Origin of the sequence: Pectobacterium odoriferum (assembly GCF_009931295.1) — a bacterium.
GTDB classification, from domain to species: Bacteria; Pseudomonadota; Gammaproteobacteria; order Enterobacterales; family Enterobacteriaceae; genus Pectobacterium; species Pectobacterium odoriferum.
In genome coordinates this window covers 3,491,621-3,503,975 of sequence record NZ_CP034938.1, presented here as the reverse complement: position 1 = coordinate 3,503,975, position 12,355 = coordinate 3,491,621, and the positions used below count along the sequence as shown (strand labels likewise).

12 protein-coding genes and 1 riboswitch are annotated in these 12,355 nt (G+C 52.7%); of the genes, 6 read left to right on the top strand and 6 right to left on the bottom strand.

Annotated features, from left to right (window positions below; all coding sequences use genetic code 11):
- Positions 1 to 11: 11 nt before the first annotated feature.
- Positions 12 to 914: a LysR family transcriptional regulator gene (locus EO763_RS15740; protein ID WP_039492394.1), complete on the bottom strand. Its 903-nt coding sequence runs from the start codon at positions 912 to 914 to the stop codon at positions 12 to 14.
- Positions 915 to 1,127: 213 nt separating this feature from the next.
- Between EO763_RS15740 and EO763_RS15735 the strand changes: the two genes are divergently transcribed.
- The 3 genes from EO763_RS15735 (at position 1,128) to EO763_RS15725 (ending at position 3,369) form a co-directional block, all read left to right on the top strand.
- Positions 1,128 to 1,514: a VOC family protein gene (locus EO763_RS15735; RefSeq protein WP_161529528.1), complete on the top strand. Its 387-nt coding sequence runs from the start codon at positions 1,128 to 1,130 to the stop codon at positions 1,512 to 1,514.
- A 73-nt stretch (positions 1,515 to 1,587) separates the two neighbouring features.
- Positions 1,588 to 2,355 carry a sulfite exporter TauE/SafE family protein gene (locus EO763_RS15730; RefSeq protein WP_167521846.1) on the top strand — a complete coding sequence of 256 codons (768 nt, stop codon included), beginning with the start codon at positions 1,588 to 1,590 and terminating at the stop codon, positions 2,353 to 2,355.
- A gap of 195 nt (positions 2,356 to 2,550) precedes the next feature.
- Positions 2,551 to 3,369, top strand: a complete 819-nt coding sequence (locus EO763_RS15725) for a hypothetical protein (RefSeq protein ID WP_161529527.1) — start codon at positions 2,551 to 2,553, stop codon at positions 3,367 to 3,369.
- A gap of 254 nt (positions 3,370 to 3,623) precedes the next feature.
- On the opposite strand, the gene adhP is transcribed toward EO763_RS15725, so the two are convergent.
- From adhP to ahr, 3 genes are all read right to left on the bottom strand, one after another.
- Positions 3,624 to 4,634 carry an alcohol dehydrogenase AdhP gene (adhP, locus tag EO763_RS15720; RefSeq protein WP_161529526.1) on the bottom strand — a complete coding sequence of 337 codons (1,011 nt, stop codon included), beginning with the start codon at positions 4,632 to 4,634 and terminating at the stop codon, positions 3,624 to 3,626.
- Positions 4,635 to 4,861: 227 nt separating this feature from the next.
- Positions 4,862 to 5,785, bottom strand: a complete 924-nt coding sequence (locus EO763_RS15715) for a GGDEF domain-containing protein (protein ID WP_161529525.1) — start codon at positions 5,783 to 5,785, stop codon at positions 4,862 to 4,864.
- A 153-nt stretch (positions 5,786 to 5,938) separates the two neighbouring features.
- Positions 5,939 to 6,958, bottom strand: a complete 1,020-nt coding sequence (gene ahr / locus EO763_RS15710) for an NADPH-dependent aldehyde reductase Ahr (RefSeq protein WP_161529524.1) — start codon at positions 6,956 to 6,958, stop codon at positions 5,939 to 5,941.
- 305 nt (positions 6,959 to 7,263) lie between these two features.
- Positions 7,264 to 7,360, top strand: a riboswitch (TPP riboswitch).
- 36 nt (positions 7,361 to 7,396) lie between these two features.
- Here ahr and thiM point away from each other — a divergent pair.
- From thiM to psiE, 3 genes are all read left to right on the top strand, one after another.
- A complete protein-coding gene (gene thiM / locus EO763_RS15705) occupies positions 7,397 to 8,191 on the top strand; it encodes a hydroxyethylthiazole kinase (RefSeq protein WP_161529523.1) in 795 nt (264 codons plus the stop codon).
- Positions 8,188 to 8,991: a bifunctional hydroxymethylpyrimidine kinase/phosphomethylpyrimidine kinase gene (thiD, locus tag EO763_RS15700; protein ID WP_161529522.1), complete on the top strand. Its 804-nt coding sequence runs from the start codon at positions 8,188 to 8,190 to the stop codon at positions 8,989 to 8,991. The genes thiM and thiD overlap by 4 nt, the downstream gene beginning before the upstream one ends.
- Positions 8,992 to 9,170: 179 nt before the next feature.
- A complete protein-coding gene (psiE, locus tag EO763_RS15695) occupies positions 9,171 to 9,578 on the top strand; it encodes a phosphate-starvation-inducible protein PsiE (protein WP_010305490.1) in 408 nt (135 codons plus the stop codon).
- Between the two features lie 28 nt (positions 9,579 to 9,606).
- Here the strand turns inward: psiE and yegS are convergent, their stop codons facing one another.
- Both yegS and trhP read right to left on the bottom strand, forming a co-directional pair.
- The gene (yegS, locus tag EO763_RS15690; RefSeq protein WP_010305487.1) at positions 9,607 to 10,506 is read right to left on the bottom strand and encodes a lipid kinase YegS; all 900 of its coding nucleotides are present in this window, start codon (positions 10,504 to 10,506) and stop codon (positions 9,607 to 9,609) included.
- 414 nt (positions 10,507 to 10,920) lie between these two features.
- Entirely contained in the window at positions 10,921 to 12,282 is a 1,362-nt protein-coding gene (gene trhP / locus EO763_RS15685) for a prephenate-dependent tRNA uridine(34) hydroxylase TrhP (RefSeq protein WP_039492358.1), read from the bottom strand.
- Positions 12,283 to 12,355: the final 73 nt, after the last annotated feature.

Below are 12,355 nucleotides of genomic sequence, written 5' to 3'. Positions count from 1 at the left end.
GCGCTTCACCTTTACGCGCCGCATTGTCGCAGGTGTGTCAGCAGATTGGCGACTTCGGGTTGTAATGTCGCGCCGGATTTCACGCCCAGCCAGAGCTGGCGTGAAGCCCACTCGTCAGTGAGACTGATGGCGCGTAACCCGGTGCCGAGCATTCCAGGGCGAATTGCTCCTTCCGGCAAGACGCTGATCCCCAGTCTTGCTTCGATCATGCGACAAATGCCGTCAAAGCTGCTGACCTGCACCCGCAGGCGCAGCACTCTCCCCAGCTGATCCGAGGCATCTTTCAGCTGTTTCAGCAACGAGCTGCCGTTATTGAGGCCGACGTAGTCGTAGCCCAGAGTGTCGTTAAAGCTGACTTCTGGCCTTGCGGAAAGCGGGTGCTGGGGCGGAACGAGTACGACAAGCTTGTCCTGACGATAAGGAATCTTCTCGACCCCCTGTGAGCCGACATTGTCAGCGAAGATGCCGATATCGGCTTCTCCCATCACGAGTGCTGTCACCACGGTCTTACTGAGCTTTTCCTCCAGGTTAATACGAATAAGCGGCCGAGCGAGAAGGAACGACGCCAGATCCTGAGGAAGAAACTGAATAATCGCCGAGGTATTCGCCCACATGTGTATGTGGCCGCGCACGCCAACGGCGTAGTCGTTCATTTCACTCGCCATACGCTCGACGTTGCTCAACACATTGCGCGCGTGATTTACCAACTCCTTACCGGCTGGGGTTAACGTCAGGCCGCGCGGCATTCGAATAAACAGCGCACAGTCCACGGTGCGCTCCAGCTCGGTGATACGCTTGCTCAGGGCTGAAAGCGTAGTGTGGAATTTTTCTGCGGCTTTGGTCAGGCTGCCGGTTTGAGCAACCTGCAAAAAGATACGGAGAGACTGGAGGTCAAAGTGCGTCGGGTTAATCATGGTGTATCGAGAGTCCTCAGCAGAGCTGGAAAACGGCACAAGAGCTGGCAGTTTGATTCCGCGCAGCATGTTGGCACATGTCTTATGTCAGGCTGTAAGTTAACACAACCGAAGGTTTTCTTGGTAGGAAAGGGTCATTGACTATTCAGGGATTATCAAAAGACCGCGTTACTCCTAGGATGTGAGAAATGTCGTTCATGATAGGACTTATCAATGTCATTTATCGATCATATTGATCACCTTGTATTGACCTGCGTTGATCTCTCAGCGACCCGGTATTTTTATGTTCATGTGTTGCAAATGCGGGAGGAAACGTTTGCGAATGAGCGCGTTGCTTTTCATTTTGGTCATCAAAAAATCAACGTGCATCTGCGCGGAGCCGAGCATGAGCCCAAGGCTCATCTGCCCGTTCCTGGCTCGCTCGATCTGTGCTTTATTGCGTCGGTGCCGCTGGAGCAGGTTATGGATCATCTGGCACGCTGTCGCTGGCCAATTAGCGAAGGACCGGTGATGCGAACGGGTGCAACGCAGCCAATCCGTTCTCTCTATCTGCGCGATCCCGATCTTAATTTGATCGAAATCGCGGAATATTTACCCTAAAACCATTGTCTGCCTACCGGCCTGAAACGCGGTTCTCCAGATAGTCTTGTCATATATAGGTCATGCATTTTTTATGTTTAGCTTAATGATGTTCAGCGATATTTTGTTGTGTTTGCTTTTGGGGGTCGGGCTGGGATTTTGCGGAGGAATGCTGGGGATTGGCGGTGGGCTGATCGCGATTCCGGTTCTGGGCGTGCTCTTCGGCATGGATCAGCATATGGCACAGGGAACTGCGCTGGTGATGATTACGCCTAACGTGCTGATTGGTTTTCTACGCTATCGCCAGCGTAACCGCATTGATACGCGGGTGGCGTTGACCATGTGTGCTTTCGCGACGGGGTCCGCTTACCTTGCGGCTCACATCGCTTCATCGATTGATGTTCACAATCTCCAGCGTGCCTTTGCCACTTTCCTGCTGGTGTTGGCGGCGTTCTATATGTGGCAGTGGTATAACAAGAAGCGCAGCCAAACATCGGAAATTGTGCTGTCGACCAAATACCTCCCGCTGCTCGGCGTCGCAAGCGGATTTATGTCCGGTATTTTTACCGTCGGCGGCGGTCTGGTGGTGGTGCCAGTGTTGGTTACGCTGTTTGCCTTTGCGCAAACGCAAGCACAGGGCATGGCGTTGATACTCGTTGTTCCGGGCGCATTGGCGGCGCTGCTATCCTACTCGCAGGCGGGGAACGTTGACTGGGGTATTGGTTTACCACTGGCGTTGGGCGGGATCTTTAGTGTTTCCTGGGGCGTGGCTTTAGCACACAAGCTGCCAGTTGTTTACCTGCGTGGGGCGTTTTGTCTGATGCTGATCGGCGTGGGAATCACTATGCTGGTGCTGAAATAACAGGGTGATCCGCCCTACTTATCGCTTTTAATTCCTACCTATTCAGCCTAAAGTTTTCAGCGATTTCTCCGTTGATAGGTAGGAAGCCATGCGGTCAGACTGTGATTCCTTTCAGATTTCTGACCGCTGCTGGAACGGCCCGAGTGAAGCAGGGTTGCGTCCTCTCTGAAGTCCAATCTGAATAAGGCGTGATGTATGAGTCTCGTGAGCTATCTAGGAAAGCAAACTCTCGGTGTACTGGCGGGGTATAAGCAGGATGGCATGGTCATCCATATTTGCGGCGTCTATCCCAATGCGGATAACAGCCTGCGCGTTTTTTTCCCACACGGGCATGAGTTTGCCGTTGGCGATCTGGCAACTATCCACCTTGATAATCGCTCCGGCGTTGATGAATTTGATGCCAATATTCAGGTTTATCGTGCTTCTTACAAAGGGCGTGTCATCGTCAGCGACGGAGATTGGGTCGTGCTGGAACCGCGAGAGTGTCAGCTCCTGCACGGTTTCACGCCCGTGCTGGATATCCGCGAACCGGGCTATCAGTTTCCACAAGACGATCGCCCGTTGATGCCGGTGCCCTTGACGCCAATGGTTGATTTTCCACCGACGGAAAAGCAGGATTTCTCCAATAAGGTCGGTGTACTCATTACCATGGCCGCCGAACAGCCGCATACTACGGTGCTGGCATTCCTGTCGTCCGTGGATAACGATATCTTCCTGATTACGTTCCCCGAGACCTTTAAATCTCAGTTGCTCAAACGTAATCCACACTGCTTTTTTGCGATGGATGAACGCAGTCATTACACCTTCGAGCGAGCCATTGAATGGAACTACACCATTATTGAAGGGGAAGCGTTTATTATCGCGCGTGATAATCCGCTCTATGAAAAAGTACGCCATGAATTCGTCACCAAGAACCCGTGGGAAATCGCCTTCTTCACGCGTCCTGACGTCGAGGTTTACCATATTAAAAGTAAACAGCTCGTGTGCCCCGGTAATACCCAAACGCTTAACTGATACTAAAGAATGAACGGGATAGCGTTGCGCTATCCCGTTTTATACCCGTCATACTTCAAACTACATACATGTGCGTTGGCTTCTCTTACTCACCCCCTGTCACTTACTGGTGTAAGCGCCTGAGGATTCACGCGGTCGCTGCGTTATTCGGCCTTGTGGCCTCAGCACTTTGGGGCCAACGCTTTGCGTTGTTCAAAACGCTAACGTTTTGTTCTGTAATTTGAATTAGTTAGGGTATATCAGTAAACCTCTGCTTACATTGACAGGTCGATCACCATACGGCCAGTGATCTTTCCGCCTTTCATTTCAGCGAAAATGGCGTTGATGTCTTTCAGCGGGCGGCGGGTTACTTTCGGTTTAACTTTTCCTTCGGCTGCAAACTGGAAGGCTTCTTTCAGATCTTCTCGCGTGCCCACCAGCGACCCCAACACCTGAATACCATCCAGCACCAGACGTGGAATGTTCAGATCCATGGATTCCGGTGGTAGGCCGACGGCAACAATGCGTCCACCTGCGCGAACGGAATCTACTGCGGAGTTAAATGCTGCACGGGCGACGGCAGTGACCACGGTCGCATGTGCGCCACCTACTTTTTCCTGAATGATTCTGGCGGCATCTTCTTTGGCTGGATTGATGACCAGATCTGCACCTACCTCTGTAGCAAAGGCCAACTGTGCATCGTTCACATCGATAGCGATGACTTTCGCGTTAAAGACATTTTTGGCGTATTGCAGCGCCAGATTGCCTAATCCGCCCAGACCATAAATGGCGATCCACTGTCCCGGCTTGATTTGCGAGACTTTCACCGCTTTGTACGTTGTTACGCCCGCGCAGGTAATACTGCTAGCAGCGGCAGAATCCAGGCCATCTGGTACTTTTACCGCGTAATCGGCAACGACAATGCACTCTTCAGCCATTCCACCATCGACAGAATAGCCAGCATTTTTCACCGCGCGGCACAGGGTTTCGTTACCGCTATTACAATATTCGCAGTGGCCGCAACCCTGATAGAACCAGGCTACGCTGGCGCGATCGCCGGGTTTTAGCGATGTGACACCCGGACCTACTTCTTTAACGATACCGATACCTTCATGGCCGAGGGTGATGCCGGTAACATCGCCAAAATCACCGTCTTTGACGTGCAAGTCAGTGTGGCACACGCCACAGCATTCCATTTTTAGCAGGGCTTCACCATGCTGGAGGGGGCGCAGTTTCTTATCCTGAATCTCAATGGAATGATCTTTCGTAACAATGGCTGCTTTCATTAGTCTTCCTTTTACTGAATGTGTTGTGGATTATGATGTGTTTCGGTTCTACCTATAAAAGAGTACACGGTGGTTAGCGAGTTAATTAATCAGGAAGTGTTTAATTTTGTTACAGGGTGATAGCTGAGTAGGCGATGGCTCGCAGTGGTGGGAATGAATAGAGTTTATGATGAGTCAGAGAGGACGGCGCGTCCATGCGGCCGTGTTGTGGGGATAAGAGGGGCGGGCTACAGGGTTTTTTCTTTCGGTTCCCGAGTCCATTCAACCTTGCCTTTACCCGTGCTTTTGGCCTGGTAAAGTGCAACATCCACGCGCTTCATAAAGTGTTCAGTGGGTTCCTGAGGCTGTTTCTTACCCGCCCCAATACTGACAGAAAGATGATGCCTATTTTTAATTATGATTTTGTTCGCATTTTTTAATACTTCTCTTGCCAGCTTCTCTGCCCGAGCCTGTGTCCCGGCATACAGAATAATCGCGAATTCTTCGCCACCTATTCGGGTTGCGACGACTTCACTATTATCGAAACGGGAAAGAATATGGCCAAATTTACTTAATATTTCATCGCCTTTCGTATGACCATATTTGTCATTGATGACTTTGAAATTATCGATGTCGATAATAAATAAATAGGGTGTTTTCGTTTCGAGTTTTTTTAATTCGTTAATAAAAAACCGACGATTAGGAAGTTGCGTGAGTTCATCGCTAAATGACTGTATTCTGGCTTCGACGTACTTATTGTTGATTTGCTGTATCAGGTTATAAACACCAAATCCAACGCCAAACATACCAATAATTTTCAGTAAATCCTCAACGTAATATCCAATAAATTTAGTCTGATAAACAAACTCATCCATAAAATCAAACGTGGCGGAGCATATCCATACGTGTAACCCGAGGCGAATGGATAAGGCCGAAGTGTGATTAAGTGATATTTTACTGGTACACGATAAGATAAAAAAAAGAAAAATCAGTGCGATCGCATCGGTATAAAACCCAGGATTGTTGTGCAACTGCTCCTGAAAATCTCGATGCTTTAAGAACAGGACATTAAATATAACGATCAGCGCTGACGATAATAGGGCGAGCCTTACCGGGCAAGATGTCTTCTTGTTTTTATCAATGAAATCATGATCATATTGTTTAAAAGGCATCGCTCACCTCCTCTTGTATCACCTTTTAATCCTATCATGAAATAGATTGAATAGATTCAGTATTATGCTAACCGGTGGTGTACTCCAGAAGATGGTGTAGGGCGGACTGATTCTGCAAAAGCAGACGCCTGATTGATCAGGCGTCTTTACCGATTAAAAATCGGCTTTCAGTACCACGCGGTAGCGGGCTTTGCCGTCACGTACGTGCTGGATGGCATCATTGATTTTCGACATCGGGAACAGTTCCGTCTGCGGTTTCACGTTGGCACGCGAGGCGAGTTTCATCAGAGAACGCAGCTCATGCGGTGAGCCGGTAGAAGAACCAGAAACGCTGCGGTCGCCCGCGATAAGCGTGAAAGCTGGAACGCTGAATGGCTTCATCACCGCGCCGACGGTATGGAACTTCCCGTTATAGGCGAGCGCATTGAAGTAGGGCTGCCATTCCAGATCGACGCTCACGGTGTTGATGATCAGATCGAACTGGCCTGCCAGTGCGGTCAGCGCCTGCGGATCGCGGCTGTTGACGACCTTATCGGCACCCATCGCCAGCACTTCTTGCTCTTTGGCCGGGTTGGAACTGAATGCTGTGACTTCACAGCCCATCGCGTGCAGGAGCTTAATCGCGATATGCCCCAGGCCACCGATACCGATCACGCCGACGCGGCTGGTTGCGGTGACATGGTGCATTAACAGCGGTTTGAAGACGGTGATGCCGCCGCACAGTAACGGACCCGCCGATTCGATATCAATGGAATCAGGAAGCGGGATAGCCCACTGCCAGTTCGCGCGAATCTTATTGGCAAAGCCGCCTTTATTCAGGATGGTCGGCACGCTGCCTTGCTGACAGTTAGTTTGACTGCCGCTGATACAGGCATCGCAGTGCCCACAGCTGCGAGCCGTCCAGCCAATCCCGACGCGCTGACCAATCTTTAATCCTTTGCTTTTCGCCGCGTCACCCAGCGCGTGTACACGGCCAATCACTTCATGCCCGGCAACCAGCGGATAGCTCGACATCCCCCATTCGTTATCGATCATTGAGAGATCGGAATGGCACACGCCGCAGTAATCAACCACGACTTCGACGTCTTCCGCTTGCAGTTCACCCGCATCAAACTCATACAACTCCAGCGCTGCGCCTGCTTCCGGTGCGGCATAACTCTTTATCATCGTCATCACAATTTCCTCAGTATGGGTTTGATTAACCAGTCTAAAGGGTTATGGCATTTTTCTCTATGTCACAACGTGCCTGTGGGTTTTCATTTTGTGTCAGGTGGGAGTCGCGTGGGCGATGGCTTGCTTTACTGGCGTCACTTACTTATGCTGCGAAGCGTAAGATCCTATCCCATTAGGGCTATTTCATTTGCCATTTTGAACTTGGGCAGTGCTCAAAATCCTCACGTACTACGTGTACGCTCCGGTTTCTGCGCGCTGTCCGTGTCCAAACTGGCTGCACCATAACGCCTACTGGGATGGTTCTAATACATGACTCGGGGTGCCCTTCTTTGTGAAGGCTGAGAAATACCCGTACCACCTGATCTGGATAATGCCAGCGTAGGGAAGTCACGGTATGCCCACCGGTAGCCGCCTTCTTCCACGCCGGTTGGGAGACCTATGAACACTCGACCTGCCGACTTTTCTGCCGCTCAGGCAGCAACATCACTAACCCAATTCCGTTCTGCCTCGCCGCTGGTGCACTGTTTGACCAACGATGTGGTGCAATCTTTTACCGCTAATGTGCTGCTGGCGCTGAATGCGTCACCGGCAATGGTGGTCGATCCTGAAGAAGCTGCGCAGTTTAGCGCGGTGGCCGATGCGCTGCTGATTAATGTCGGGACGCTGGAACGTACGCGCGCTGAGGCGATGCGGGCGGCGGTAAACAGCGCACATCAGGCGGGTACGCCGTGGGTGCTCGATCCGGTTGCCGTAGGCGGGTTGACCTTTCGGAGTGAGTTTTGTCGAGAATTACTGGCGTGGAGGCCGACGGCGATTCGCGGCAATGCGTCTGAAATCATGGCGTTGGCGGGCTTAGCCGCACAGGGGCGTGGCGTGGATAGCGCCGATGATTCGCTGACGGCGCTCCCTGCCGCGCGCGAACTGGCTCGGCAAGTGGGGACGATTGTTGCAGTGACCGGCATGGTGGATTATGTCACGGACGGTGAGCGAGATATCGCGGTAACCGGCGGCGATAGCATGATGACGCGGGTGGTTGGCACGGGCTGTGCGCTGTCGGCGGTCGTCGCGGGTTTCTGTTCCTTAGAGGGGGATCGCTTATCCCACGTAGCGGCGGCGTGCTATGCCATGGCGTTAGCGGGGCAGCAGGCAGCTTCGACGTCGCAAGGAACGGGGAGTTTTATTCCCAATTTTCTCGATCGGCTTTATACCCTGTGCGCGGAGGATCTGGCATGAAGCGCATCAATGCGTTGACGATTGCGGGCACCGATCCGAGCGGCGGTGCGGGGATTCAGGCGGATTTAAAAGCGTTTTCTGCGCTGGGTGCTTACGGCACGTCGGTCATTACCGCGCTGGTGGCGCAAAATACGCGTGGCGTGCAGTCCGTCTACCGGATTGAACCGGATTTTGTCGCAGCGCAGCTGGATTCTGTGCTGAGCGATGTGCGTATCGACAGCGCCAAGATTGGCATGCTGGCGCAGACCGATATTGTTGAAACCGTTGCCGAGCGCCTGCGTCATTACGCCGTGCCTTTCGTGGTATTGGACACCGTGATGCTGGCGAAAAGTGGCGATCCGCTACTGGCTCCCGAGGCGGTGGAGTCGATCCGTCGTGAGCTGTTGCCGCTGGTGTCCCTGATTACGCCGAACCTGCCGGAGGCCGCCGCGCTGCTGAATACGTCATCGGCTACCAATGAGCGGGAAATGCGTGAGCAAGGGGAAGCGCTGCTGGCGATGGGCTGTCAGACGGTGCTGATGAAAGGCGGTCACCTCAGTGAAGCGGAAAGCCCGGACTGGCTGTTCAGCCGGCAGGCCGAACCACAGCGCTTTAGTTCCCCGCGTGTGAATACACGCCATACGCATGGTACTGGCTGCACGCTGTCTGCCGCGCTGGCGGCGCTGCGGCCACGTCACGATAGCTGGGGTGAGACAGTGAAGGTAGCGAAGGGCTATTTACAGCAGGCGTTACAGCAGGCCGACACGCTGGAGGTCGGGCACGGAATCGGCCCTGTTCATCATTTCCATCGCTGGTGGTAAAACGCACATGCAACCTGAAGTATGACGGGTATAAGTAAATTGACTTGTACTTTGCGTGACATATTTGCCAGTAATTTCAAATTAAATTAAGCGTATTCGGCATAGACAGTACGCGGTTCGTCCGGTTACTTTGCTGTGAAATCGTGGCGTTAATGTGAAATAGGATGTGGGGATAACATATGGCAGGTTCTGCTCGTAGTGCGATGGCTGCCAAGGCGCTTCAGACGATACTCAATATCGGCCTGCTAGTGCTGGCGACCATTCTGGTGATTTTTTTAGTCAAGGAAACGTTCCATCTGGCGAAAGTGCTGCTGATCTCCAACGAGAAAGATTCCTCCTATCAGCTGATAGAAGGCATTGTGATCTATTTCCTGTATTTTGAGTTCATTGCGCTGATCGTGAAGTATTTTCAGTCCGGTTATCACTTCCCGCTGCGCTATTTTATCTACATCGGCATTACGGCTATCATTCGCCTGATTATTGTCGATCACAAAAGCCCGTCGGATACGCTGATTTATTCCGCGGCGATTCTGCTGTTGGTGGTAACACTGTATCTGGCAAACAGTAATCGCCTGAAGCGGGAATAGTTGAAACAGGAATAATCGAAACGCGCCGCTATTCCAGCAGCGAGCACTGGGGCGGCAGCCGGCAGTGAATCGCTGCGGGAAGCACCTCGATATGGAAACGTTTGGCTGTGAGCGGTTCACCGTCCAGATTAAACGTCATATCGTCCGGGGCGGTAATCTCCAGCCAGGGCAGGGTAGCGGAAATCATGTTCTGGTTTTCGCTGCCGGTAAACCAGGCTTGAAGCATATTCGGCAGCAGCTCTGTTGCCGACAGCACGCTCAGTTCCAGCAACCCATCGTTGATTAGTGCTTCCGGGCAAAGCTGCTGCCCGCCGCCAGCCTGACGACCATTGCCCACCGCGATAACCAGCGTATCCCCCGACCAGTGAAAATCCGGCCCGCGAATCTCACAGCGCTCGGCTTGCAGCATGTCCATGCGAAAGAGCGCGTGTAGTACGTATGAAGCGCTTCCCAGCGCGGCCTTCATCTTGGCCGGTGTCTCGGTGGTGATGCGCGTGGCGAAGCCGCCCGTTGCCATGTTGATGAAGTAATGGCTGTCGTTCACCTTGGCGATATCAATCGCGGTGGCGCGGCCTTTGATCGCCAGCGTCAACGCGTTGTGCATTTCCATCGGAATCTGACAGCTGGTGGCGAAATCGTTGGCTGTACCCAGCGGCACAATTCCCAGACACGGACGCACCGCTTCCGGCTGTACCGCTAATGCGGCGGCAACTTCATTGACGGTGCCGTCGCCACCGGCTGCGATCACGTTATCCGCGTTGAGCTGAATCGCCTCTTCTACATAGCGTTTGGCATCGCCGTATTCCCAGGTTACGCGGACATGCAGCGTATAGCCGTCCTTGCGTAGCTCATCAATGGCCTCGCGAAGTTCTTCATTACCCGCGCTTTTCCCATTCAGAATCAGCAGCGTCACCGGATTTTTTTCCATGGCCTATTTCTCCTAAGCAGGATAGTGGAATTAATAATAGACACTAAATCGGTAGGTAGAAATCAGAAGAGTCAGGGAATGTTTGCGGTAGGGAAATGGGGGGCGTGAGAAAAAGAAAAGCCAGCTCAAGGGAGATTGAGCTGGCCAAGGAGGTGGTTCCTAGTAGTATCACTACGCTTGTTTTTCGTTCTATGTTTTCTCAGCGACGCAATATTAACCACAAGACTGGCGAATTGATGTGATCTGTTTCTAATATTCGTAAAAAACCCCTGAGCTTTGTAACGATACCTTCGCGCGATTGACGTACCGAGTCGCGGTTGAGAAAGGTTGATAATAGGGGGGCATACGATAAGCAAGGGATCGCCTTGTGGGAGGCATTGCCGGATGTACGTGACATCCGGCGCTATTACCAGTTTATTCCGCGTTGGGATTGCGCGTGGTGGTGCCCGGCAGATTGCGCAGCAGCAGTGCGTAATCCAGCGAGACATCGTCCGGCACGGGCAGATAGACGATATGGCCGTTACCCGGTGCCACATCGGTCGGCTGCCCTTTGGTATTCTGCATAGATTCGATGGTGAATTGAATATTGCCGTTCGGCGTCATCATCTCTACGCTGTCGCCGCATGAAAACTTGTTCTTCACCTCGACTTCCGCCAGCCCATCGCGGCGCACGCCGGTGAATTCACCGACAAACTGCTGACGATCGGAAACGGAGTAGCCGTAGTCGTAGTTCTGGTAATCTTCATGCACGTGGCGACGCAGGAAGCCTTCGGTGTAGCCACGGTGCGCCAAGCCTTCCAGCGTTTCCAGCAGCGTCGGGTCGAACGGTTTCCCCGCGACGGCATCGTCAATGGCGCGGCGATATACCTGTGCGGTACGGGCACAGTAATAGAATGACTTGGTGCGGCCTTCGATTTTCAGCGAATGAACCTGCATTTGCGTCAGGCGCTCAACGTGCTGGATCGCACGCAGATCGCGGGAGTTCATGATGTAGGTGCCGTGCTCGTCTTCAAATGCGCTCATGTACTCGCCGGGGCGCAGGTTTTCTTCCAGCATAAAGACTTTGTCGGTCGGTTCGCCGATGCCCAGCGCAGGCTCAACGTTTTTCACCGCGATAGGTTCGTGCTGATGAACGATATTCCCGACCTCATCCTCTTTGCCTTCCTGAACCTTATATTCCCAGCGGCAGGCGTTGGTGCAGGTGCCCTGATTCGGATCGCGCTTGTTGATGTAGCCGGACAGCAGGCAGCGACCGGAATAAGCCATGCACAGCGCGCCGTGAACGAAGATTTCCAGTTCCATATCTGGGACGTTCTGGCGGATTTCTGCAATCTCTTCCAGCGACAGTTCGCGGGACAGAATCACGCGCGTCAGCCCCATCTGCTGCCAGAATTTCACTGTCGCCCAGTTGACCGCGTTGGCCTGAACGGAAAGGTGAACATCCATCTGTGGGAAGTTTTCGCGCACCAGCATAATCAGGCCCGGATCGGACATGATCAGCGCATCCGGCCCCATTTCGATCACGGGTTGCAGATCGCGCAGGAAGGTTTTCAGTTTGGCGTTGTGCGGCGCGATGTTAACGACGACATAAAATTTCTTGCCCAGCTCATGCGCTTCGTTAATGGCTTGCGCCAGCGTCTGATGGTTGAATTCGTTATTGCGCACGCGCAGGCTGTAGCGGGGTTGACCGGCATAAATCGCGTCCGCGCCATAGGCAAAGGCGTAGCGCATATTTTTCAGCGTACCGGCCGGAGAAAGCAGTTCCGGTTTAAACATGGTATCTCTCGATTCTGATCACAAGTCAGGCTGTTCCACGGCGGGAGCAGTAAAAGCGGAGGATTCTAGCGCT

What these genes read in the sequence shown, in the direction of transcription:
- EO763_RS15740 (WP_039492394.1), bottom strand. Translation starts at nt 914, where the DNA reads ATGATTAACCCGACGCACTTTGACCTCCAGTCTCTCCGTATCTTTTTG.
- EO763_RS15735 (WP_161529528.1), top strand. Translation starts at nt 1,128, where the DNA reads ATGTCATTTATCGATCATATTGATCACCTTGTATTGACCTGCGTTGAT.
- EO763_RS15730 (WP_167521846.1), top strand. Translation starts at nt 1,588, where the DNA reads ATGTTTAGCTTAATGATGTTCAGCGATATTTTGTTGTGTTTGCTTTTG.
- EO763_RS15725 (WP_161529527.1), top strand. Translation starts at nt 2,551, where the DNA reads ATGAGTCTCGTGAGCTATCTAGGAAAGCAAACTCTCGGTGTACTGGCG.
- adhP (WP_161529526.1), bottom strand. Translation starts at nt 4,634, where the DNA reads ATGAAAGCAGCCATTGTTACGAAAGATCATTCCATTGAGATTCAGGAT.
- EO763_RS15715 (WP_161529525.1), bottom strand. Translation starts at nt 5,785, where the DNA reads ATGCCTTTTAAACAATATGATCATGATTTCATTGATAAAAACAAGAAG.
- ahr (WP_161529524.1), bottom strand. Translation starts at nt 6,958, where the DNA reads ATGACGATGATAAAGAGTTATGCCGCACCGGAAGCAGGCGCAGCGCTG.
- thiM (WP_161529523.1), top strand. Translation starts at nt 7,397, where the DNA reads ATGAACACTCGACCTGCCGACTTTTCTGCCGCTCAGGCAGCAACATCA.
- thiD (WP_161529522.1), top strand. Translation starts at nt 8,188, where the DNA reads ATGAAGCGCATCAATGCGTTGACGATTGCGGGCACCGATCCGAGCGGC.
- psiE (WP_010305490.1), top strand. Translation starts at nt 9,171, where the DNA reads ATGGCAGGTTCTGCTCGTAGTGCGATGGCTGCCAAGGCGCTTCAGACG.
- yegS (WP_010305487.1), bottom strand. Translation starts at nt 10,506, where the DNA reads ATGGAAAAAAATCCGGTGACGCTGCTGATTCTGAATGGGAAAAGCGCG.
- trhP (WP_039492358.1), bottom strand. Translation starts at nt 12,282, where the DNA reads ATGTTTAAACCGGAACTGCTTTCTCCGGCCGGTACGCTGAAAAATATG.